Origin of the sequence: Chloracidobacterium sp., from assembly GCA_015075585.1 — a bacterium.
Classification (GTDB): domain Bacteria; phylum Acidobacteriota; class Blastocatellia; order Pyrinomonadales; family Pyrinomonadaceae; genus OLB17.
Map to the genome: position 1 here is coordinate 1128926 of JABTUB010000001.1, position 23004 is coordinate 1151929.

The 23004-nt window shown below is 54.3% G+C and carries 18 protein-coding genes and 1 tRNA gene; 9 read left to right on the forward strand and 10 right to left on the reverse strand.

Annotated elements, in window-relative coordinates; all coding sequences use genetic code 11:
- Nucleotides 1–23: 23 nt before the first annotated feature.
- The 8 genes from HS105_05165 to pabB form a co-directional block, all read right to left on the reverse strand.
- A complete protein-coding gene (locus HS105_05165) occupies nucleotides 24–779 on the reverse strand; it encodes a hypothetical protein (protein MBE7515984.1) in 756 nt (251 codons plus the stop codon).
- A 372-nt stretch (nucleotides 780–1151) separates the two neighbouring features.
- A complete protein-coding gene (aroC, locus tag HS105_05170) occupies nucleotides 1152–2321 on the reverse strand; it encodes a chorismate synthase (protein ID MBE7515985.1) in 1170 nt (389 codons plus the stop codon).
- A gap of 40 nt (nucleotides 2322–2361) precedes the next feature.
- Nucleotides 2362–3267 carry an EamA family transporter gene (locus HS105_05175; protein MBE7515986.1) on the reverse strand — a complete coding sequence of 302 codons (906 nt, stop codon included), beginning with the start codon at nucleotides 3265–3267 and terminating at the stop codon, nucleotides 2362–2364.
- Nucleotides 3260–3811 carry a 16S rRNA (guanine(966)-N(2))-methyltransferase RsmD gene (gene rsmD / locus HS105_05180; GenBank protein MBE7515987.1) on the reverse strand — a complete coding sequence of 184 codons (552 nt, stop codon included), beginning with the start codon at nucleotides 3809–3811 and terminating at the stop codon, nucleotides 3260–3262. Before rsmD ends, HS105_05175 begins: the two co-directional genes overlap by 8 nt.
- Nucleotides 3812–3897: 86 nt before the next feature.
- A complete protein-coding gene (gene recG, locus HS105_05185; GenBank protein ID MBE7515988.1) occupies nucleotides 3898–6192 on the reverse strand; it encodes an ATP-dependent DNA helicase RecG in 2295 nt (764 codons plus the stop codon).
- Between the two features lie 110 nt (nucleotides 6193–6302).
- Nucleotides 6303–6566 carry a 30S ribosomal protein S20 gene (rpsT, locus tag HS105_05190; GenBank protein ID MBE7515989.1) on the reverse strand — a complete coding sequence of 88 codons (264 nt, stop codon included), beginning with the start codon at nucleotides 6564–6566 and terminating at the stop codon, nucleotides 6303–6305.
- Between the two features lie 66 nt (nucleotides 6567–6632).
- Nucleotides 6633–7451 (reverse strand): DnaJ domain-containing protein, encoded by an 819-nt coding sequence (locus tag HS105_05195; protein ID MBE7515990.1) that lies wholly within the window; start codon nucleotides 7449–7451, stop codon nucleotides 6633–6635.
- 107 nt (nucleotides 7452–7558) lie between these two features.
- Entirely contained in the window at nucleotides 7559–8851 is a 1293-nt protein-coding gene (gene pabB, locus HS105_05200) for an aminodeoxychorismate synthase component I (protein MBE7515991.1), read from the reverse strand.
- An 87-nt stretch (nucleotides 8852–8938) separates the two neighbouring features.
- Here pabB and HS105_05205 point away from each other — a divergent pair, with 87 nt between their 5' ends.
- Nucleotides 8939–10480 carry an amino acid permease gene (locus HS105_05205; GenBank protein ID MBE7515992.1) on the forward strand — a complete coding sequence of 514 codons (1542 nt, stop codon included), beginning with the start codon at nucleotides 8939–8941 and terminating at the stop codon, nucleotides 10478–10480.
- Complete coding sequence (locus HS105_05210) at nucleotides 10481–10819, forward strand: PilZ domain-containing protein (protein MBE7515993.1); 339 nt, start codon at nucleotides 10481–10483, stop codon at nucleotides 10817–10819.
- Here HS105_05210 and HS105_05215 read toward each other — a convergent pair.
- On the reverse strand, nucleotides 10816–12309 hold the full coding sequence (locus HS105_05215; GenBank protein ID MBE7515994.1) for a UDP-N-acetylmuramoyl-L-alanyl-D-glutamate--2,6-diaminopimelate ligase: 1494 nt from the start codon (nucleotides 12307–12309) through the stop codon (nucleotides 10816–10818). The two genes, HS105_05210 and HS105_05215, sit on opposite strands and share 4 nt — an antisense overlap.
- 103 nt (nucleotides 12310–12412) lie before the next feature.
- On the opposite strand from HS105_05215, the gene HS105_05220 reads away from it, so the two are divergent.
- From HS105_05220 to lon, 7 genes are all read left to right on the forward strand, one after another.
- Nucleotides 12413–12673 carry a hypothetical protein gene (locus HS105_05220; GenBank protein ID MBE7515995.1) on the forward strand — a complete coding sequence of 87 codons (261 nt, stop codon included), beginning with the start codon at nucleotides 12413–12415 and terminating at the stop codon, nucleotides 12671–12673.
- An 86-nt stretch (nucleotides 12674–12759) separates the two neighbouring features.
- Nucleotides 12760–12844 (forward strand) — tRNA-Leu (locus HS105_05225).
- Between the two features lie 22 nt (nucleotides 12845–12866).
- Nucleotides 12867–13151: a hypothetical protein gene (locus HS105_05230; protein ID MBE7515996.1), complete on the forward strand. Its 285-nt coding sequence runs from the start codon at nucleotides 12867–12869 to the stop codon at nucleotides 13149–13151.
- A 53-nt stretch (nucleotides 13152–13204) separates the two neighbouring features.
- Nucleotides 13205–14620, forward strand: coding sequence for a trigger factor (tig, locus tag HS105_05235; GenBank protein ID MBE7515997.1), 1416 nt, complete (start codon nucleotides 13205–13207; stop codon nucleotides 14618–14620).
- Between the two features lie 119 nt (nucleotides 14621–14739).
- The gene (gene clpP, locus HS105_05240; GenBank protein MBE7515998.1) at nucleotides 14740–15330 is read left to right on the forward strand and encodes an ATP-dependent Clp endopeptidase proteolytic subunit ClpP; all 591 of its coding nucleotides are present in this window, start codon (nucleotides 14740–14742) and stop codon (nucleotides 15328–15330) included.
- Nucleotides 15327–16571 carry an ATP-dependent Clp protease ATP-binding subunit ClpX gene (gene clpX / locus HS105_05245; GenBank protein ID MBE7515999.1) on the forward strand — a complete coding sequence of 415 codons (1245 nt, stop codon included), beginning with the start codon at nucleotides 15327–15329 and terminating at the stop codon, nucleotides 16569–16571. Before clpP ends, clpX begins: the two co-directional genes overlap by 4 nt.
- 237 nt (nucleotides 16572–16808) lie before the next feature.
- Entirely contained in the window at nucleotides 16809–19232 is a 2424-nt protein-coding gene (lon, locus tag HS105_05250; protein MBE7516000.1) for an endopeptidase La, read from the forward strand.
- A 59-nt stretch (nucleotides 19233–19291) separates the two neighbouring features.
- Here the strand turns inward: lon and HS105_05255 are convergent, their stop codons facing one another.
- Nucleotides 19292–22888, reverse strand: a complete 3597-nt coding sequence (locus HS105_05255) for a carboxypeptidase regulatory-like domain-containing protein (GenBank protein MBE7516001.1) — start codon at nucleotides 22886–22888, stop codon at nucleotides 19292–19294.
- Nucleotides 22889–23004 lie beyond the last annotated feature (116 nt).

Sequence of the window (23004 nt, forward strand, 5' to 3'; positions counted from 1 at the left end):
GCCGTCGTCGCGGCCATCCGAAGTTAACCTGCGGCCGCCGCTTTCTTTGCAAAATCATCCGCATCTTTGATCAGCCCGTTCTTGCGGCAGAATTCAGCAAGGCGTTCATAGCGTTTTGCCGGTGAGGTCTCACTCAGCCAACAGATCTTTGCCATGCACTCCGGGCAAGCATCGATCGGGCGTCTGTCGGTCTCAGCAAGGCTGTTCGTACCGCTCATCACACACTCGTATTTCGTGCAGTGCTTCATAGAGAACATATGGCCCGTTTCGTGTGCCGCGATCTTTAGCGTACGTCTCAAAAAGGTTCCGGCATCGGCACCGCTGCCAAGCCTGTACAGCGACCAAACGCCGACACGGTTCTCAAAACTCGCCTGTCCGAATACATAGCTCATCGACTCATCCGGATACAGATCGATATCAGTAAATGCGATCAACGCCGCTGCGTCGGTAGGCAGGGCAGGCCTTAGAATATCGTTGAGAATGTAGCCGGTTTTGGCCTGTCGGGAATTTTTATCCGTACTTTCGCGCATCTCGGCGGCCGGAACGCTCAGCCGCTTTGCCGGCAGGTGTTCGACCGGAAGGCCGTAAAACGCGGAAAGATAGCCGGCGGTTACATCTATGGCCTTCAATTGTCTCGGCGTGAATTTACCGAGCGGAAGGATGTATATCTTACTGCGTTCTTTTGAGGGTTTGGTCGGGCGTTCCGCGATGTATTCGTCAAACGTCTGTCCCGGCTCCTTATGCGATGCGAGCCAATCGAACGGAGAAGGCGTGCCCATAGGCGTGAAAAACCGCTCAACCCTTTTCATCGAAAGGTGAAGAGCGGTTTGCGCTTCGGCGTTTGTGTTAGGCTCGGTCGGAGCGGAATTTGCGGTTGGCTCGCCTTTACTGCAAGCCGAAAGGCATAGCGCCGCGATGAGCAAGGCCCGGCGCAGATCAATCGGCCGGCGGCCTATATGCTTTCGCCCGATCCATATAGCCGCGAACCTTTGTTTCATTAGCATTTATCCACGCTTCCGCTTCCTTATTTTGCTGGTCATTAATGTAAATGACAATGTTGGCAAAAGCCGGAAGGTGACCCAGCCGCTTCAATTCGGCAATGAAAAGAATGTCATATTCGCCGAAAAAGGTGTGTCGGCAGGCGGAAAAGTTCAATACTCCGCTATATGCTCGGTGTATCTTGCAAAATTCGAAAGTGCTTCGCCGATCGAATCACCGCCGAATTTCTTGCGTATCTCATTCGCCAGCACTATCGCGAGCATCGCTTCACCGATGACGCCTGCGGCGGTAACAGCCGTGATGTCGGAGCGTTCAAATGCCGAGTCTGCTGCCGCTTTCGAGTCGATATCTACGGAACGAAGACGCTTTTTGAGTGTTGAGATCGGCTTCATATAGCCGCGAACGCGAAGCTCTTCGCCATTCGTTATTCCGCCTTCGAGTCCGCCGGCGTTATTCGTTCTACGGGTGAAGCCGTTGCTCTCTCCGAAAAATATCTCGTCGTGCACCTCAGAGCCGGGCTTGCCGGCGTTCGCCACGCCTGTCCCGATCTCAACGGCCTTCACGGCGTGTATCGACATTATGGCCCGCGCGATACGCCCATCCAGCTTTTCGTCCCACGATGTGTGTGAACCGAGGCCGACGGGCAGTTTACGTGCGACGACCTCGAAGATGCCGCCGAGTGTGTCGCCCTCATCCTTTGCTTTGTCGATCAATTCGATCATCTTTCGCTCTGCGTCGGGATCGGCACAGCGAAGCGGCGAATCCAAAGGTATTGCGATGATCTCTTCCCATGCACGTTCGACCTGCGTCGCATCGATGCTGCCGAGCCGTATGACATGACTATACACTTCCACACCGAACGAAGCTAACAATTGCTTTGCAACTGCTCCGCAGGCGACGCGTGCCGCGGTCTCGCGGGCCGAAGCGCGCTCCAGAATGTCGCGGAGGTCGCGTGCCGCATATTTTTGGCCGCCGGCAAGATCGGCGTGTCCCGGCCGCGGGCGCTTCACCTCACGCGGGTTATTCGGCTCGACATCGAGAGGCTCAGCGGACATAACCTGTTCCCAATGAACAAAATCATCGTTGCGTATCATCAAACTGATCGGCGAACCGAGCGTTTTGCCGTGCCTAACGCCCGACAAAATCTCGACACGGTCGGTCTCGATCTTCATACGGCCGCCGCGTCCGTATCCGAGTTGACGCCGGCGGAGTTCGCTATCGATGGCTTCGCGATCTATTGCCACGCCGGAGGGCATGCCCTCGACTATCGCGGTTAAGGCAGGGCCGTGTGATTCGCCTGCTGTGGTGAATTTGAAGAACATAGAATTAGCAGATTAACACGGAACGGCGGCTGAGGCCGCATTACGCGGCGGCGGGCTGCTTTCGTCGTTTCCTGAAGACTATCAACCCGATGCTCGCGATGATAAGCAGGCTTCCGAGGAGCGTCTGCGGCGGAAGCGTTTCGCCCATCGTTACCGCACCGATCACCACCGCCAGAAGCGGCGTAACCAATGAGATCATCATCGCCTTTGTCGATTCGACCCTCTCGAGCAGCCAGTAGTATAGCCAAAATGCGACGACCGTTCCGATGATCGCCAAGTAAAGCACACAAGCAGCGGCGGCCCACGTCCAATGAAATGAGCGAGGATCGCCTTCGCGAACAATGCTGTAAATGATAAGCGGCGGCAATCCGCATGCCATTTGGCAAAGGACGAGCGCACCGGGATGTATGCCGCCGGCCTTTGCCTTTACGAGTATGGACGCCTGCGCGGCGGCATAGGCACCGATGACGATCCCGGCCGAACCGGCGAAGGCCATCCAATTCTCAATACGAAGCTGATCGACGAAGATCACAGCCACGCCGATCAAACCTACGGCAACTGCCACGACCTTTTGTCGGGTAATGCGCTCATTCGGCAGGTGTACCCATGCCAGCACCAGGCCGAATACGGTGATCATCGCCTGCAGAACGGCGGCGAGGCCCGATGTAATGTACTGTTCGCTCCAAAATACCATCGCGTAGTTGACCGAGAATTGCAGGACGCCGGTCAATGCGATCAGCCGCCATTCAGCCGCCGAACGCGGCAGCGGCACCCTCCTCAATACCACTACGGAGAACAGAATAAGGATCGAAAGCAGGAATCGCGAACTCGCGAAAGCCATCGGCGGCAGGTCTTGCAGGCCGACCTTTATAAAGATCCACGTTGAGCTCCAGATGAGCGTCAAAATGACCCACACTGCAATAATGAGCAAAGCCGGCCTACGCATTTTCGTAAAAGCTTAGGCTTGATTCGCCTTGCTTGATGATGCGCCACCGGCGAATATGTCCCGTCGCATCGGGCAGCAGCCGCTTCGTATGGTGTTCAGCCACGAGCAATCCGCCGCGAAGCAGAAGCGTATCGTTCGCACCGAACTCGTGAAGGACGTATGAAAGGTCCGCATCGTACGGCGGGTCGTAGAACGCAATATCCCAATGAGCCTTATGCTCGCGGGCGGCAAATGTCTCGGCGTCGAGGCCGAGGATCTCTGTCATTTCATCGGGAATGTTAAGCTTGTCCAAATTTTCTTCGATCAGAGCGCAGGCCCGTTTTGAGCGGTCAACGAAGGTAACGAAGCCCGCGCCGCGTGACAGGGCTTCGATGCCGACCGCACCTGTTCCGGCACACAGATCCAAGAAGCGGGTCTCCTCGCCGATGCGCGGGGCAAGTACGTTAAAGAGCGTTTCGCGAAGCCTGTCAGACGTCGGCCTAGTCTTGTTGTCCGGCGGGCTTTTTAACACCCGCCCGCCGTAGATGCCCGAAATTATCCGCATAGATAGTGGTGGAAGGCCTGCGTCGGACTAAATTGTAACGATATTACGAGCAGTGCGCTAATTTGACGCGGCGGTCTCGATATAGGTCATGCAATGATGCCGAAGCGTGCGTTCTTGTTCGAACGGGCGATCTTTACCATTTCTGAGGTTTCGGGTGACGATCGTTTCTCGATCAAATAGCATTCGGCCTCTGCTCGTGCTGCCGTCAAAATATCGAGATCGCGGATAATGTTTGCGAGCCTGAAGGACTGCATACCGGACTGGCGTGTGCCGAGAAGTTCGCCCTGCCCGCGTATCTCCAGGTCTCTTTCGGCGATCTTGAAGCCGTCATTCGTTTGTTCCATAATGCCAAGCCGCTCTTTTGCCACGGCGGTGCGTTTGAAATCGGCAAGCAATACGCAATAGCTTTGTTCTGAGCCTCGTCCGACGCGGCCACGCAGTTGATGAAGCTGCGAGAGGCCGAAGCGTTCCGCATGCTCGACGACCATAAGGGAAGCATTAGGCACATCAACTCCGACCTCGATCACGGTCGTGGAGACAAGGATGTTTATCCGTCCGGCGATGAATTCGGCCATGATCGCATCCTTTTCGGAGCCTTTCATCTTTCCGTGAAGCAGACCGACGGTAAACTGCGGAAATACATCATCTTTCAGATGTTCGTACATCGCTTTGGCAGCTTTGAGGTCGGATCTTTCGGATTCCTCGATCAGCGGATAAACGACGTACGCTTGGCGGCCAAGCTCGACCTCGCGCTTTATACCGCGATAAACTCCCTCGCGTTTATCCTCGCCGACGACCACCGTTCTTATCGCGGTGCGTCCCGGCGGAAGTTCGTCGATGATCGACACATCAAGGTCGCCGTACACGGTCATCGCAAGTGAACGCGGTATCGGCGTTGCGGTCATTACAAGCATATCGGGCACACGCCCGCTGCTGCGGAGCCGTGCACGCTGAAGTACACCAAAGCGGTGCTGTTCGTCGATCACTACAAGCCCAAGCCGCTCAAATGCGACCGTGTCCTGTATCAACGCGTGCGTCCCGATCACCATATCGACCGTACCATCGGCGAGAGCAGCGTGCAGTTTTCGCTTTTCAGCTGCTTTCGTGCTGCCGGTAAGGAGTGCAATACGATGTCCGCTTTCGGCAAAGAGCCGCGATGCGTTGCGGAAATGCTGCTCGGCAAGTATCTCGGTCGGTGCCATCAGCGCCGTCTGATAGCCGTTCTCCATCTCGGCATACATCGCAAGGAACGCGACGATCGTCTTGCCGCTGCCGACATCTCCCTGTACAAGGCGATTCATCGGCGCATCCGAACGCAGATCGGCAAATATCTCTCCGATCACCTTTTTTTGCGCGTTCGTCAGCCGAAAGGGAATAAGTTCCTTGAGCCGCGTCCGAATGGAATCGTTCACTTCGATTACAGAAGCTTTTGGTTCTGCTCGGCGTTCGCCGCGTAAAAGCTGCATCGAAAATGAAAGCCAAAAGAATTCGTCGAATATGAGCCGCCGCTGTGCCGGGCTCCGGCACATATCGTAGTCAGACACGGGCACATTATCCGGCGGAAAATGGATCTCTTTGAGTGCCTGCCGCCTGGTGATAAGGCTGTGACGTTCGATGAGATCAGCGGGAAGTTCTTCTTTTACCGACGCCGCATCAAGCTTCTGAAGGACGTCGTAAATGATCTCGCGGAGCCGCTTTGTCAGGAAAGGGCCGAGCTTGCGGTAAACGGGAACGGTGCGCGCCGTGTGTATCGTAGCAAATTCGGGCGATGCCGTATCCTCAGCAAGCTCGCCATCCTCGCTCGTTGCGGCCTGATCCGTAAAGAGGCCTGTTTCGTCGGTCGGAAGTATCTCAAGCTCTTCGGGCTTTGCAAGCTTCAGGAAATATACGCCCCGCCGTTCATCGAACTGCCAAAGGCCGTATGCCATGAAACGTGTGCCGCGTTTGAACTTTTCCGCATAATATTCGACGATCTTTTTTCCGTTCTTGCCCGACACGAACCACTTTATCGTTACCGGCCTCGAACGGCGGCCCGCATCGCCGCCGGTGATCTCAAAGATAAATAGCGGCGGCCTGCGGGGATCTCGGTTCCGGCCGACGCGTGTTCCTCCAGAATTGCGGATGACGATCTCAACAGCGGCTTCGGTGCCGTCTGAGAGCGAATCGATCGAGATGAGATTCGAGCGATCTTCGTACCGTGCGGGAAAGTTGTCGAGCAGGTCGCGCACGGTTACGTTCTCGGCAGTATGATCGGGCGAGTTCGCGGCTACCGCATTCGCGAGCTTTGCCGCCATCGTGGCTGATAAGCGCGCCACGCCGTGGCGATGCAGCTCAGCCAGCGGCATTTCGATCGAGAAGCCCATGGTTCGAGATTCTAGCACAGCCGTACGTTAAGCTTGGCGGCCATTTTCAAGACGGAGAGACAAAGAAAGCCGCCCGAAAGGGCGGCCATGCAAATACATTCGATGCGTACAGCCGAGAAAGGCGTGCGTTAGCCGATGGCGTTGACGTGCTTCGTGAGGCGTGATTTGTGGCGGGCAGCGGTGTTCTTATGGATCAAGCCCTTATTCACGGCTTTGTCGATCATGCTCACGGTCGTGAGCAGAAGCTCCTCGCCTGCCTTCTTGTCGTTTGCCGCAACAGCCGATCGGACCTTCTTGATGGACGTTCGCAGCTTGCTGCGATTGCTGCGGTTCAGTTCGTTGCGTTTTGCGGTCTGGCGAACGCGTTTTAATGCTGATTTATGATTAGCCATTTCTATCTAAGTTCCAATAAACAAACTACAAAGTTTATAGCGGCCATGCCGATATGTCAACTCAAGCTAGATGCCCGGGCTGCGTTCAAAACGATAGGCGAGTGAGTGCATAACATCGACAAAGAATGTGATGATCGGTGGGTAAAGAAAGAATTCCGGTTCAAAATTCTCAGAGAACATTGACGGCAGGATGCGGGCGAAAACATTGGTCCAACTGCCGATGGCGTAGCCTGTCGCAAGCGCAAGCACCACGCTGCCGATGACTATCACCGCTGCAAGAACCCGCGGCATTGGCTTTGCTGCCCTTTCGGTGCCGTCCAGGATAGAGTCGTGGATGGCATCCTCGCTTTCGGTATAACGGGTAAAACTGTCTTGGATGCGGCCAGCAAGATGTATCAAGCCGACAACGAAAAATGAGACTATGATGATCTTTCCGATATTGCCTTGGCTGATGAATATCTTCGGCTTTACCGCGGTCGAAACGAGACACGATATTAAAAGGGCAACAAAAGGGAAGACCGCCCGTTGAAATGCGAGAGCCTCCAATCGTTCCTCGGCCAACATCCTGTCGATGATGTCGTTGTATCTTTTTTCGAACACCATCTGACGCCAGCGTTTGACATGACGATTGTCGGACATGAACGGTGAGCTGCCGTTGCTGGCGTGAAATTGAGCCTCTGCCAATTGCCGGTCGTATCTGGTGCGCTCCTTTGCATTGCCGAGAATTTCGTAGGCTTCGGCGATCTCTGCGAACTTCACAGCGGTCTCTTCGCTTCCGCTGACAGTATCAGGGTGAAGTTTGCGCGCCAGGCGCCGATAGGCTGATTTTATTTCAGCACTGGTCGCTTCGGGTGATACTTTTAGAATTTCGTAGTAATTCACCATCTGAACCGGGTGAGGGCGGACCCCGCGCACGGATCGCGAAGCCTAACAGGAATAATAACACAAAAAGTGCCTTGCTTTGGGTGCGGAATGCGGCAGGGTTCCGGAGGTCAGTCGGCCGAAGCATCCGTTAACGGTAGATGCTCCGCACCGATCGCGGTGAGCAAAGATATGGCTTTGGTCAGAGTTTCTTTATATTCCGAGGCCGGATCGCTGTCTATTACGATGCCGCCGCCGACATTGAATGTTGCTGTCAGCCCGCGAACGACCATGGTGCGGATCGCCACACTCGTCTCGATGACAGCCTTCTCACCGAGCCAACCTTGCGGTAAATACATACCGATGGTACCCATCGAGAGGCCGCGATGTGCCGGTTCGAGTCTGTCGATGATCTCCATCGTGCTTTTTTTGGGGGCACCGGTGATAGAACCGCAGGGAAAGAGGGCATTGAATATGTCCGATGGGCGCGTTCCGCTGCGAAGGCGTCCCTTTACGGTCGAGACAAGGTGGAACAGCGACGGATGCTCTGCGATCGTGCAGAGGTCGTCAACTTTGACGCTTCCAAACTCACACACGCGGCCGAGGTCGTTACGGATAAGATCGACGATCATGACGTTCTCCGCGCGATCCTTTGCGCTCCGCTCAAGTTCATTGCGAAGCGCCGTATCTTCTGCGTCGGTCGCGCCTCTCGGTCGCGTTCCTTTTATCGGCGAAGCAGTAATTTTCGAGCCTTCTACGTGAAAAAACAGTTCAGGCGATGCTGAGATCACTGTAGAATCGTGCCTTTTTATGTAAGCCGCAAACGGCGCAGGATGTTTTAGCCGCAAATTTCGAAAGATCGATTCGGGCATGGCACCGTGATCCAATTCTGCCGTTATGCAATGCGTAAGATTCGTTTGGTAGGTGTTGCCGGAACGAATCTCTTCTTTGATCTCAGCGATGGCGTTGAGATACTGCCCGCGTGCCATATTCGAAGCGACCTCTCGGGCTGCTGCTGCTTCCGTCGATGATCTTATGGCTCCAAGGTCAACGTTTTGTCGGCCGATGCTGAACCCTCTGCCGCTCTCATAGTCGTGAATGCCCAATCCGTCAAAGAGCGCAATGAAAAGGTCAGGCTCTTGACACGGAATGCGGGAATTCAGCCCCATCATCTTTCGCCCGAGATCATACGAAAGCGTAAAAATAGCCGCATTGTTGCCGGTGAGGTATCGGTCAAGGATCTTTTCTGCTTCCGCCGCCGCTGCGACGTTCGTTTCAACGATATCGACAGGGTGTACGCCCGCGACCAGCAAATTCGAGCCTTTTGGCCCGACGCCGCAGCTGTCGAGAATGCAAGAGCCAATATCGGCACTGCCAAGCACCGCGTCAGAAACGTCGTTCGCGGAAATTTGCGCTCCGATCACGGCGTTAATATATCACGCGTCGAACTTTCAATCTCAGCCGGCTTTAGCGTAATATGTTTCAAGCCAAACTCCTGAGCCCGAAAATTTATGAGTACAGAGTTAGGAAAGCCGCAACAGCTCGTCAGGGCGCTTGGGCTGGTCGCCGCCGTCTCGATCATTATCGGCAACGTCATCGGCACCGGCGTGTTTCTGAAGGCGCGCGTTATGACGTGCAATGTCGGTGCCCCTGCTTGGGTTCTGCTTGCGTGGATCGCGGCCGGATTGCTCTCGCTCGCGGGAGCATTGACCTATGCCGAGCTTACTGCAATGAAGCCCGAGGCGGGCGGCGAGTATGTTTTTCTGCGCGACGCATACGGGCGCGCTTCCAGCTTTTTGTTCGGCTGGATGCAGATGTTCATTGCAAAGCCCGGCTCGCAGGCCGCTGCGGGAATGGCGTTCGCTATCGGGCTGAACGACTTTCTCGATAAGAAACTCGAAGAAACGCTGCTGACGTTCTCGATCGGCGGCATCCCTTTTGAGATCACCACGCTGACTCTTGTTGCAATTATGGTGATCCTGATCTTTACGACGCTGAACTGTGCCTCCGTAAGCCTCAGCGGCCAGATCGCAACGGCACTCACGGGTGTTAAGATCGGACTGATCTTGTTCGTCTCGATCGGGGCCTTCGTCTGGGCAACGGGTGATTTCTCGCACTTCTCGCTTTTGAGTCAGAACGGCGCTTGCGAGGGCGTCGCTGACGGCGTGCGGTTCGGCAGTGCGAGCTATTCGTTCGTCGGGGGCTTCGGGGCGGCAATGATCGGGGCATTGTGGGGCTATGACGGTTGGAATAACCTGACATTTGTTGCCGGCGAAGTAAAGGATCCGAATCGCAATATTCCGCTGGCGATCATCGGCAGCACGATCCTAATCATCATCCTGTATGTGATCGCCAACATCTCGTACTATTACGTTCTCGACCCGACCGCCGTTGCTTCCGTTTCAAAGAGTTCTGCTGTGGCAAAGGTTGTAGTTGCCGAATTCTTTGGCGGCAATGTTCAGGCATTTGCGACAGGCTTGGCTGTAGCGATCTTTACAACGGGACTTATGCTTTCGTCGCTGGGAACCCTGCACACATCAATACTCTCGGGTGCGCGCGTTCCTTATGCGATGGCACAGGACGGCTTGATGTTCCATGTGCTCGGTAAGCTCAGCATTACGGGTGTTCCGGTCAAGGCCCTGCTTTTGCAGATGGTTTGGGCAATGATGCTTGCTGTCTCCGGCTCGTTCGATACTCTGACCGACTATGTGATATTCGGCTCGTGGATATTTTACGCATTGGTCACCTCTTCGGTCTTTGTATTTCGGCGCAAGTATCCCGAGCTCGAGAGGCCGTACAAAGCTTGGGGTTATCCTGTGGTTCCCGCGATCTTTCTTGTGGTGGCAGGTTGGCTGCTCTACATTACATTTTCGAACGATCTGGTTATGATCAAGACGGCGCTTGCCGCCGAACCGGGCATTGTCGGTTTGATGAAAGGAGTGATGAAGACATCATCATTTGCGGGTACATTTTTGATCTTGCTCGGCCTGCCGGTTTATTACTTCATTTCCGGGAAGAATGGACGGCCGGAAAAGGCCGATAACGAGGGTTAGATGGAAACAAGGGACAGACGCGGCGGCGACGAACGCCGCAGTACAAAGCGTTTTGCGGTAGAGATCGCTGTCGAATGGGAATCCGGGGACAGCGGCCGTCAACCGGGTACGCTCAATGATGTTAGCTTTGACGGCTGCTTTGTTCTTAGCTCCGGAAATGTCAATGACGGAGACGACGTGAAGATCTTTGTCCCGCTGTCCGACGGGATGAAGGCCGAGTACGCCGGCCGCATTGCGAATCACGTGCAGGACATCGGTTTTGGCGTTAGTTTCGGTAAGCTCTCCGAACCGCAAAGAGAACTGCTGGTCGGGTTTGTGCGAAGTACCATGCTGAGTTAGCTCTCGTCGCTGCGGATCGCCAGTTGTTCCGCAGCGACCTCGCGGTCGTCGAAATGAAATTTGTCTGATCCGACGATCTGGTATGCCTCATGTCCTTTGCCGGCGATTATCACCACATCTCCATTCTCAGCAATATTTATCGCCCGCTGTATCGCTTCACGCCTGTCGGGGATCACGATATGATCGGCGGCCTTTTCCTTAACGCCGCTCTCTATTTCAGCGATTATCTTAAGCGGGTCTTCATTCCGCGGATTGTCTGAGGTGATTACGGCAAGATCGCTGTATTCGCCCGCTACGCGGCCCATCGGAATACGCTTCGAGCGGTCTCTGTCGCCTCCGCATCCGAATACGGTGATGATCTTACCGCTTGTAAGTTCACGAGCGGTACGGAGCGTATTCAGCAACGCGTCATCCGTGTGAGCGTAATCGACGACTACAGCGAAATTTCCGTCGTGCGGCACAAGTTCAAAGCGTCCGGGAGCTCCGATGCAGGTCGAAAGGCCCGCCTTTATGGACTCAATGTCCATCCCCAAGGACAACGCAACGCCCGCCGCAGAAAGCATATTGTAAACGTGCGGTTTACCGACAAGCGGTGACGTGATGCGGTGCGAACCGCCGGCAGTACTTAGCGTAAACGCGGTACCCTTTACCAGCGATACTTCGATGTCTGATGCCGTTAGGTCGGCCGCTCTGTCGATCGCGGTTGTCAGGACGTTCATTCTGTCCGTGCGCAGGTCATCCGCAAGCTTTCGTCCCCAATCGTCGTCGATATTGATGATCGAGAACTGAGGTTTATACCCGAGACGTCCGTCGAAAAGTTTTCGCTTAGCGTCAAAGTAATTCTCCATCGTCTCGTGATAGTCGAGATGGTCGCGGGTCAGGTTCGTGAAAACCGCCGCCTTGAAGGCGAGCCAATCGCACCGTTCGAGGTCTATCGCCTGTGACGAGGCCTCCATCACGGCAACGCTGCAGCCATCGGCGACGGCTTCTGCTAGGAAGCGATTTGTGTCCGATGCTTCCGGAGTTGTCCGCACGGCCTCTTCGCTGCGTTCACCAATGCGGTATTCAACGGTCGTGAGCATCGCTGCCTGCCTTCCGGCCGCCGCAGCCAGGGCATAGCAAAGATATGTAGTTGTTGTCTTGCCGTTCGTGCCTGTAATGCCGACAAGGTCAAGCCGCTGCGACGGATGTCCGTGAACGATATCCGACGCTTTTGCTAATGCCCTCCGTGCGTTCTCGACACGGAGCCACGATCCAGTAAAGCCGTCGGGAGCGGCAAACTCCGATATGATCCCGGCCGCACCCCGACGCATAACGTCGTCCACGAAGCGATGGCCGTCGCTTGTCGAACCTTTAATCGCAACGAACACGGTACCTTCGCGCGCCTGCCGCGAATCGTGCGTAACATCGGTAACGATGGTTTCATTGCTGCCCGTGAGCTTTGCATTCAGCTCGGCTTTAAGAGTTCCGGTTGTAATTTTAGTGCTCACGTTACGCTCTTTGAAGGTGAATTATACGACAGCTCCGACAGTTTTTACGAACACGAGCGGCCATTCCGGCGTATAGTTAAGCAATACCGGAGGTGATCGGACAATGAACATTCTCAAAGCAATTCTTGCCCTAATCGGACTCGTATTTGTCGTACTATTGCTATTATGGGCTCTCGGCTGGGTCGGGACGCTGCTATGGTATGGCTTTTGGCTCGCGCTCATCGGAGCGATCGGTTATGCGGGCTATAAGCTGTTTCTTAAAGTAGAATCCAAGGCTTTAGGTTCGGACCCTCGGTCAGGGCTTGAAACCGGCGATATTAATATGACATGGGACGAATACGACAAGAAATATCTGCACAAATAGTGCTAATGCGCGACTGCCTCTTACGTTTAGCTAACACGGCAGTTTTCGGATTTTCCCAACGTGTGCGTATAATCTAGGCTGCTCGTGCCGAGGTGGCGAAATTGGCAGACGCACTAGACTTAGGATCTAGCGCCGCGAGGCGTGCAGGTTCGATTCCTGTCCTCGGCACCACAACATTATTCTAATTGCGATTGTGATTATTGACTTTTCAGTTGGTGAGATACCTGCTCAGTTCACACGCGATCAGGTGACCGGTCGTGCTGAGGTGAGAACGCCGGGCGGCACTCTGGTGCTCGGCAGTCCATTCAATCCGCTTACTCATTTTTCATTAAGGCTTACTCGAAAATGGCAGTTCACGATCGACGGCAAAAATGTCGTGATCGAGAAAAAAAGACCGCTGTTTCTTGCCGGCCTGCGTCCGCACCAATACAAGGTTTTTGTCGAAGGACGGCTCGTCGCAGAGGCTTCGGGTGTGTAGCGGATTGCCGCGTTCGACTTTTAGCCGCCGCTTGGATATCCTTTTTCCTGTAAATGAAGAGCGAATTAAAGGAAATTTCACCATCACAAAAAGAGATCCATCTTGAGATCGACGCTGACGTTGTAAAGGCGTCGTATGCCAAGATAAGCCGGAAATATGCTGATAAGGCGAGCATCCCTGGATTTCGGAAAGGCTATGCCCCGGTCGATGTCGTACGGATTCGGTTCAAAGACGATATTAAGAACGATGTTCTGCAAGACATTATTCCGGGACAGGTTACGGCAGCCATCGAGCATCACGACCTTCAGCCGCTAACGGAGCCGCACCTGCACCTTGAAGAACCCGAGAATGTAAACGTGAACGGCACCGAGCCTGTTAAACTTCACATACACGTAGAAGTAATGCCCGAACTGCCGGAGCCTGTGTATGAAGGGTTTGAGGTAACGCGGCGTGTGCGGCCTGTCGAGGATGCGGAGATCGAAGGCCTCATTGCTGAACGTCTGCAGAGGGAAGCGGCACTTGTACCGGTCGAGGGCCGAGCGTCTCAGATAGGTGATACGGTCATGGCGGATCTCGTAGGAACATTTGAGGATGATCCCGATGCAGAACCAATCACCGCTGATGATGTTGAGGTTACGCTTGGTGACGACGTTATCGAGAAGGCTTTCTCGGAAAATCTTATCGGCGTCAGCCAAGACGAGGAAAAGGAATTTACGGTTGCCTATGCAGATGATTCTGCGGCGTCCGGGCTTGCGGGCAAAACTATCCATTACAAAGCAAAGATCAAATCGGTCGGCGTCAAAGAGCAGCCCGAACTCAATGATGAATGGGTCAAGAGCCTCGATGAAGGGTTTGAATCACTCGCCGATCTAAGAACCAAGCTTCGAGCCGATCTCGAAAAGGTCTCTGAGGCGGATGCCGACAGTCAGGTTCGAAATGAACTGGTCGCAAAACTTCTCGAAGAGAATGAGTTCGACGTGCCGTCGTCGCTTATCGAGAATCAAACGCGCAATCTGTTGAACAACTTTGTGAATGATCTTCAGCAACGCGGGGTTGATATCAGCAAGGTCAATCAGGAATTCGTTCAGATGGCGTACGGCAATATGCGTACACAGGCCGAGCGTGATGTACGCGCTGCTATTTTGCTGGATAAGGTTGCCGAGCGCGAGAACGTCAGTGTTTCAGACGCTGATGTTGAGGAAGAGATCTCCACGATGGCCGCGTATTACCGCACGACGCCCGAGGAGATCCGTAAATCTTTTGAGACGCATGGCGGCGGGATCGACTCGGTGCGTAACAACCTCAGAACACGCCGTTCTGTCGAGGCATTGGTAGCGAAGGCGAATGTTACCGACGGTGAATGGGTCGAACCGGCTGCGGAACAGCCTCCGGCGGAAACGGCCGAGGCGGAAGAGCCGAAAAAAGCTAAGAAAGCTCCCGCGAAAAAGGCGGCGAAGAAAGATGGTTGATTTTTTTGAAATAAGTTGTAAAATCAGGGCTGTAATGGCAATCGCCATATTCGCAAGCACTTATACATTGTTTGTTCAAGTAGTTCCTGAAGTGGCTTAACTGACAGCGAGAAAAACTTATGGCCTTAGTTCCAATGGTTGTCGAGCAAACGTCGAGAGGCGAGCGCGCCTTTGACATTTACTCGCGGCTCTTAAAAGACAGCATTATTTTTATCGGTACGCCGATCGACGATCAGATCGCTAACTTGCTCGTCGCCCAACTCTTGTTCCTCGAGGCCGAAGACCCCGAACGCGATATCAATCTCTACATAAACAGTCCCGGCGGTTCGATCACTGCGGGAATGGCCATCTATGACACGATGCAGTTCATCAAAAATGATGTAACGACCATTTGTGTCGGGCAATGTGCGTCTATGGGAGCATTGTTGCTCACTGCGGGAGCTCCGGGCAAACGCTTTGCGCTGCCGCACTCACGCATCCTGATCCATCAGCCTTCGGGCGGCGCACAGGGCCAGGCTACCGATGTTCGGATCATGGCCGAAGAGATACTCAGAATGCGTGAGATGACGTCAAAGATAATCGCTCAGCATACCGGCCAATCTTTCGAAAAGGTTGAAGCGGATGTGGAGCGTGATCGAATTCTCGATCCGTGGCAGGCAAAGGAATACGGCCTCATCGATGAGGTGATCGAACATCGGGAGAAGAAATGAGTCAGTTCCGGCGGCCCGAAGAATTACTGACCTGCTCATTCTGCGGAAAATCGCAGAATGACGTTAAGAAATTGATCGCCGGGCCGGGCGTTTACATTTGCAATGAATGCATTGATATCTGTAATGAGATAATCAATGACGATGAACGCGAAGGAACTGCGGCAGCACGGACCTCGATCCCGAAGCCGCATGAAATAAAGGGTTTTCTTGATGAATACGTCATCGGTCAGGACGAATCGAAAAAGCGTCTGTCCGTTGCGGTCTATCAGCACTACAAGCGGCTCGATCTTGCAAAACGCCGCGGCGATGTCGAGATCCAGAAGTCCAATATCCTTTTGATCGGCCCCACGGGAACAGGGAAGACGCTGCTCGCGCAGACACTTGCGCGTGTGCTGAGCGTTCCGTTCTGTATAGTTGATGCGACGAGCCTCACCGAGGCAGGCTATGTCGGCGAGGATGTTGAGAACATTCTCAACCGTCTCCTGCAGGCGGCGGGCGGCGATATCGAAAAGGCACAGCACGGCATCATCTATATCGACGAGATCGATAAGATCTGCCGAAAGGATGACAATCCGTCGATCACGCGGGACGTCTCCGGCGAGGGTGTTCAGCAGGCTCTGCTCAAGATACTCGAAGGGACAACGGCGAACGTTCCGACAGGCGGCGGCCGCAAACATCCGCAACAGGAGTTTCAGCAGCTTGATACGACGAATATTCTTTTTATTTGCGGCGGCGCGTTCATCGGCCTTGAAAAGGTGGTCGAGCGACGTTTTCGCAACAAGTCGCTGGGCTTTCAGGCTGATGTCAAGACGAACAAGCAGCGGCACAGCGATTCGATCAACAAACTAGAACCCGAAGACCTGATCCATTATGGCCTGATCCCGGAATTTGTGGGACGGCTTCCGGTTATCGGCACGCTTAGGGAACTTGATATTGATGCTCTCGTCAAGATATTGACCGAGCCGAAGAATGCGTTGATAAAACAGTATCAGCGAAAGTTCGAATTCGACAACATTGCATTAAAGTTCACCGAAGGGGCGATCCGTGCCATCGCTCAGCAAGCCTTCGAACGAAAGGTCGGGGCGCGCGGGCTAATGATGATAATGGAAGAGATACTGCTCGACCCGATGTATCATCTGCCAAGCGAAAAGAAGGTCAGCGAGATCGTGGTTACAAAAGAGATGATCGAGCGTAAAGTGCCCGTTTTTGAGGTTTTAACGCGAACCGAAGAAGCGGCGTGACGGCCCTCAAATTTCAGGACAGGCCTGTCGAACAGCGTATCGGCAGGCCTTTATCTTTTGACTCAGCAAAACTCGCCAATTTCTAAAATTTAACGGTCAATAGGAGTTTCATTGGTCAAAACCGGCATGATGGCCGCAGAGGTCAAAAGATGTTGCTTTTCATAGCGGCTTTTGCCTAAAATTACTTATATCAAGCCCTATCCGAGCGTAGCGCCTGCACAGGATCAAGGAAGAATTATGCAAGAATTTTCAGACCAGATGCCTTTGGATATCGAACGTCTTCCGATGGTTCCGATCCGCGACGTTGTGATCTTTCCATATACCAAGGTCGCTTTCAAGATCGGCCGTGCGAGTTCGGTGCGGGCATTGGAGAGTGCGATGGCGGGCGATCGGACGATCTTTCTCGCCACCCAGCACGATGCGACCGTGGATGAACCGACGGCGGATCAGGTCTTTGCTGTCGGCACGATTGGCCGCATCTCTCAGGCCCAGCGCCAAGATAACGGCCAGATAAGGGTCGTTGTCGAGGGACGCGATCGCGGACGTTCGGTAAGGGTAGAACAGGACAGCGACGGGATGTTTCACGCCCACGTGCGGCGAATGCCATCGACCGATGAGTCGGGCTTTCGCACGGACGGCTTGCTTCAAAGGATTCATAATCAGATCGAACAGCTTCTTCGCATTTCGCCGGATGCCTATTCAGATGCACTCAACTCGGCAATGCGCGGTATCTCATCCGGCCAGATCGCCGACTCTCTTTCATCGCAGCTTCGCGTAAGTATCGAGGAGAAGCAATTCCTGCTTGAGACGATATCGGTGCAGGAGCGTCTGCAAATGCTGGTTGATTTTTTGGAGGCCGAGCTCGAGAAACGCCAACTTGACCGCAATGTTCAGTCCCGCACAAAAAAGGCTATGGACAAGCATCAGCGCGAGTATTATCTGAACGAGCAGATCAAGGCGATCCACAAGGAACTCGGCCGTAATGACGAGCGCGCGGAGCTTGATGAGCTAAAGGCAAAGATCATGGAAGCCGGCATGACCGAAGAGGCTCAAGAGAAGGCGATGCAGGAATTTTCGAGGCTCGAGACGATGCCTGCGATGTCCGCCGAGAGTACCGTCAGCCGGAATTACCTTGATTGGCTGGTAAGCGTGCCATGGAAGGAGAGTTCTGAGGAGTTTCAAGACCTTGATGAGGCTGAGCGTATTCTCAACGAAGACCATTACGGCCTTGATAAGATCAAAGAACGCATACTTGAGTTCCTGGCGGTCCGCCAGCTTGTAAAGAACCCGAAAGGCACTATTCTGTGCTTCGCCGGAGCTCCGGGTGTTGGTAAGACATCGCTCGGCAAGTCGATAGCGAGGGCAACGGGGCGCAAATTCGTGCGGCTCGCGCTCGGCGGTGTGCATGACGAGGCCGAGATCCGCGGACACAGGCGAACGTATATCGGCTCGATGCCGGGCCAGATCATTCAGTTGATAAAGCGTGCTGGCACCATTAATCCGGTCATACTGCTTGATGAGGTCGATAAGCTCGGCAGTGATTACCGCGGCGATCCGAGCAGTGCACTGCTCGAAGTTCTCGATCCCGAGCAGAACCATACTTTCCGAGATCATTATCTCGACGTAGATTACGACCTGTCGCATGTATTTTTTATCGCGACGGCGAATGTACTGCATACGATCCCGGCCGCATTGCAGGACAGGCTTGAGATACTGAATTTGTCGGGCTACACGGAGCGTGAAAAGGTCGAGATCGCTAAACAGCATTTGATACCGAAGCAATGCGAAAATTCCGGTATGAAGTGCGAGAACATCGTTTTCACCGATGACGGAATACTCGAAGCGATCCGCCACTATACGCGCGAGGCCGGCGTGCGCAACCTCGAACGCGAGATCGGCTCCTGCCTGCGTAAGATCGCGCGAAAATTCGTCAAGGTAGAAGACAAGGATGAGTTCCGCGTTGTGATCGATGCCGAAAAGGTGCGTGAGCTTCTCGGTACGATACGCTATCGCAAACAGGATATCGCACGCAAGAGCGAGATCGGGCTTGTTAATGGCCTTGCATGGACCGAGGTCGGCGGCGATGTCCTTCAGGTCGAAGCCACGCTCGTAGCCGGTAAGGGCGGATTGATACTGACGGGTAAACTCGGCGAAGTCATGCAGGAATCGGCAAAGGCGGCCCTCACTTGTGTTCGCACGCGGGCCGCGGAACTTGGCATTGACCAAACGGCGTTTTCAGAAAAGGATATGCACATTCATGTACCGGAAGGTGCGATCCCAAAGGACGGCCCAAGTGCCGGCATCACGATGGCGACCGCAATGGTGTCGGCGTTAACAGGCAAACGCGCACGTCACGACGTGGCAATGACCGGTGAGATAACGCTGCGCGGCAAAGTGCTCCCGATCGGCGGCGTTAAAGAGAAATTGCTCGCAGCCCACCGTTTCGGACTGAAGACGATCATCCTCTCAAAAGAGAACGAGAAAGACCTGGCTGACATTCCCGAGGAGGTCCGTGACGACCTTACGATACACAGTGTCGATATGATCGATGAGGTGTTCCAACACGCGATCGAAAGCGGCTACCTCGATCGGTCGTCAGCCGAGTCGGGCATCTGGGAGCGCGAGATTTCGGGGACGGATATCACTGCCCCGCTCGAATAACATCATTGCGAATTAATGGAAATGAAGGAGGCCGCCTGATCACGCGGCCTCCTTACTCGCTATTCCGCCGGCATAAAGTCCACATCGGTCAGATCGCTTGTAACTGAAACCGCCCTGGGCAGGAATGTGCGTCCTTTGGCGGCCACCTCAAGGATATAGGTCATGCCCGCCGGCAGTTCATCGAAGCGATAATAGCCGAGCGAGCTCGTCCTTACGACCCATTTCGTGCCTTCGGTGTCAGTAGCTGTTATGACCGCCCCTGCAAGACCTTGAGCATTAGCGTTGAGTACGCGGCCTGAAATGGCTGCCATCCCGGCTGTTGGGATGTTCGTACAGACAAAGTTGCGCGGCGTAACGATCAGCGACCATCCGTACACTGTGCCGGTATCCGCGGCGGCTTCATCGGCAACGCGAAGCTTCCATACGCCTTTCGTACTCATTCCGTTAAAACGATCCAGCTGACCTACCGGATCCGGCGTCAACCCTAAAGATGTCCAAGAAGGCGTGTTGAAGATCGGTAGGAAATCATCAGTGAAAGGCACCTGGCCGGAAGTGGCAGTCCGCATATCATTTGGAGCTGCTGCCGTCTGATCGATCACCATATTGACGATCGATCCTCCTGACCGTCCGCTGCTCGACGGCCAACCAATAAGGGATATAAGGTCGGTTCCATAGCCGTTGGGTGCCTTCAGCATCGCAGACACATCACCGACATACGAATGAACTAGGTTGTCCATTCTGAAATTCAAGTCCGCGATCTCGTAGTCGTCGTTGATCGTCATGCTGTCGCCGACGCCGCGCGGAGCGTTGTCGGGGATCGCGAGTCCGCTCAAACTTCGAGTATAGGTAACCGCCGGTTTTGTTCCCGATGCGACACCCATTCGAAGCTTAATATCGCGGGTAACCGTCCCAAGCGAGCTCGTAATTGTCAGTGTCAGGTCAATTGACGATCCGCAAGATGCACTTGCCGGGCCGCGAAGCCGCAGAGCAGGCCCGTTCGGGTTTGCGTTACCGTTCGCCGGGATCGCCGGATAGGTTGTAGAGCCTTGCAGGATCGTAACGCCGGGGGTCGAGGTCGTCAAAGTAGCAGTTGCTGAAGCAACACCCTTGCCGCTGTTCCTCCACGGGTTCCTTAAATTAACAATAAGATTTGCGTGTTCATAATGATCGATCGCACCGGTATTATTTGATGCCGAATCGTCAACTGTGACGGTATTCACATCCAAATTCGGTGAGGCAAATGACTCACCAATTCCGATATGGCCCGCGATCCGCCCGTATGCGGCTCCGATCGGCGCAATGGCTTTATAGCCAAGGCCTCGGTCGGCGAAGCCGCCCCATATCGAGTCCTCGTTGGCACAAGAGTTCGCGGCACAATCCGCATCGATCAGGGCATTGCGTGCCTGCTCGAACGACGGGTTATTCGGCGTGAACAGGCGCATGGCGTCAGTAGCTATCGAGAGCGTCTTATAATTACCTGTCGGCACATCGCCGTTCGCACCCGCAGGGTCGGCGATGATGCGGCTGCGAACTTCCCACAACGTCAAAGCCCAGATCTCACCGACGTTGTGAACCTCGAGTGCCCCATTGTTATTGAAGCCGAACGGGCTCGGCGTGATCCCGCCGGAGAGGTCGTTCGTAACGTCATCAACATCAGCCCATGTCAGAGGATTGACGGAGTTGTTTGTTGAATACGGGAAGCGTCGGATGCCGTAAGTGTAATTATCCAGAAAAGGATTACCGCCGAGTTTGTATGTGGCGTATGCTCCCGATGCGTAAGCACCGTCAGGCGAGTCGGCATTGGTATTATTGAGCAGAGACAGCGCATAAAAGTCGCTCCATCCCTCGCCCATCCCGCCGCCAATGTCCCACTGCAGCCCGGAACCATTACCTATGAGGCGGTTGCTCGTGCCGTGCGTGAGCTCGTGTATCAGTATTTCAGCATCGAGGCCGCCGTCGCGGTCGATCGTCGGGCCGGTGAAGTTAAACATTTGCGCGCGGCCCGAAGTTCCGTCCGCCGGAGTCGAAAAATTTGCATTATTGGTTCCGGAACCGTCTTGCACATCCAAGTTGACACGGTCATTTCCCGCGCCGCCTCCGCCAAAATTGTTGTTCTGAAAGTTCCGCGCCGCCGGCGTGAAACCAAGTGTGTAAAGCTTGTCGTGATACCAATTAGCAACGTAGAACTGATGCGTTGCCGAGCCGCGCATAAATGAGGCTGAGCTGCCGTTCGACGTCTGTCCTGACTCAGGATTGCCGGCTTGTGGCGGCGGTGTGTAGGTTGATTGGAAATCACGGGGCGTTGTTCCGAGGAAATCGCGATTTCGGCTGAAGGCGTCAGGATTGCCCGTCGGGCGGCCGTTCCCATCAAGAGCTGACGTCCCCGTCGTGTCGCAGACATTTGAGCTGCCCGAACGATCGAGACAAGAAAGTACATTATTGCCTACGGTCTGTGTTTGTGCAGCGGTGCAGCCACCGGAAGGGCAGTCATCGATCCAACCATTCGGACTCGCCGTCAGATTTTGAACCGTCAGCATACTGACGATCGTTGGCGCAATACCGGGCGGCTGGTAATTGGCGGTCAAAGGCGAAGGCGACAGCGGTGAAGGGCTGTCAGCCGGTGTCGAGCCGTCAGCCTGCACATAGACACGGAATCGTGCTTGATGTGTGGAAACATCGTCACGGATATTCTTTCGCCAAAGCAAAGTGCCGTTAGCGGCGTCAACAAGTGCGTACCAGTCGGCATCCTTTGCAAAGATGGTCTGCGACCAAGCGGGAATGATCACGCCGGGCGCTACGGGGAAATAGACGATCTTGCTGAATACCTTGCCAACGTTCGTGTCGTTCGCGATAACCTCGGCAGAGTATTGATCGTCCTCGCTAAAGCGGGATGTCATGCTGGCGGCGTCTGCCTTGATGCCTATGGTTTTGAGAGTTGACGCCAGCGCCTGCTCGGGTGAAATAAGATCATCGAGTGCCGCGGCACGTTCGACGGCTTGCGGAGCGATATTGCTGAGCGATTGTATAACACGGCCTTCGCGGTCGATGCTGACCTTGATATCGCCTTGAAAGACGCTCCGTCCGTTGACCATTTGGTCGAACAGGGCAAGCCGTAAGCCGCTGTATTCGTTCACGCTTTCGCCGACATAGTGAAGGTTTTGGATGTCTTCATTACTCAACCCGTAGATGTCGCTGTATTCTCGGATGAAGCGAAGAGCGATGGTTTCTGCATCTTCGCCCGGAGCCGGTGCCGTGAGAAACTCGGCACTCTTTAGAACCTCGACCATTCCTGTGGTTTCTGAAAACGTAATATCAGCGGTCGGTACGGTCCTTTGCAAACGCTTGAGCGCGGCACGGGCCGCGCCTTGCTGATCGCGGGCTTTGTCTATCGCGTCCGATTCCGGATCGCCAAGAGCATCGCCGTGCCGCTGCAGCGTGCGTTCAAGGTCGCTCCTGCTGTTAAGCCGGATGTCGATATTCAGAAACCGCCCGGCTTTCGCTTCAATATTATTTGCGTTTGGCCGAGCCTGGGCCTCAGATCGTCTCGTCAGAACGATCGCTGCAACTGAAATTGCGAGTAAGACAGAGAGTGCAAGAATGATACGCATTTTGCGTGGGGAGACCGCGATCCGTTTGTTACCGGTGAAACCTAGCATAAATATCTCCTGGGATCTTGCCTGCTTTCCAGGCAGTGGTGTTTGGTTCGTGCTTCTGTATTAGTGCTGCAAACAGCCTAGAATAGTTCTAAAGAAATGTTATCTTACAATATTCG

Excerpts from the sequence above, each read along its gene's own strand:
- HS105_05195 (MBE7515990.1), bottom strand. The coding sequence starts at position 7,451 with ATGGTGAATTACTACGAAATTCTAAAAGTATCACCCGAAGCGACCAGT.
- HS105_05210 (MBE7515993.1), top strand. The coding sequence starts at position 10,481 with ATGGAAACAAGGGACAGACGCGGCGGCGACGAACGCCGCAGTACAAAG.
- rpsT (MBE7515989.1), bottom strand. The coding sequence starts at position 6,566 with ATGGCTAATCATAAATCAGCATTAAAACGCGTTCGCCAGACCGCAAAA.
- HS105_05220 (MBE7515995.1), top strand. The coding sequence starts at position 12,413 with ATGAACATTCTCAAAGCAATTCTTGCCCTAATCGGACTCGTATTTGTC.
- clpX (MBE7515999.1), top strand. The coding sequence starts at position 15,327 with ATGAGTCAGTTCCGGCGGCCCGAAGAATTACTGACCTGCTCATTCTGC.
- rsmD (MBE7515987.1), bottom strand. The coding sequence starts at position 3,811 with ATGCGGATAATTTCGGGCATCTACGGCGGGCGGGTGTTAAAAAGCCCG.
- HS105_05175 (MBE7515986.1), bottom strand. The coding sequence starts at position 3,267 with ATGCGTAGGCCGGCTTTGCTCATTATTGCAGTGTGGGTCATTTTGACG.
- aroC (MBE7515985.1), bottom strand. The coding sequence starts at position 2,321 with ATGTTCTTCAAATTCACCACAGCAGGCGAATCACACGGCCCTGCCTTA.
- HS105_05165 (MBE7515984.1), bottom strand. The coding sequence starts at position 779 with ATGGGCACGCCTTCTCCGTTCGATTGGCTCGCATCGCATAAGGAGCCG.
- lon (MBE7516000.1), top strand. The coding sequence starts at position 16,809 with ATGCAAGAATTTTCAGACCAGATGCCTTTGGATATCGAACGTCTTCCG.
- HS105_05255 (MBE7516001.1), bottom strand. The coding sequence starts at position 22,888 with ATGCTAGGTTTCACCGGTAACAAACGGATCGCGGTCTCCCCACGCAAA.
- clpP (MBE7515998.1), top strand. The coding sequence starts at position 14,740 with ATGGCCTTAGTTCCAATGGTTGTCGAGCAAACGTCGAGAGGCGAGCGC.
- tig (MBE7515997.1), top strand. The coding sequence starts at position 13,205 with ATGAAGAGCGAATTAAAGGAAATTTCACCATCACAAAAAGAGATCCAT.
- HS105_05205 (MBE7515992.1), top strand. The coding sequence starts at position 8,939 with ATGAGTACAGAGTTAGGAAAGCCGCAACAGCTCGTCAGGGCGCTTGGG.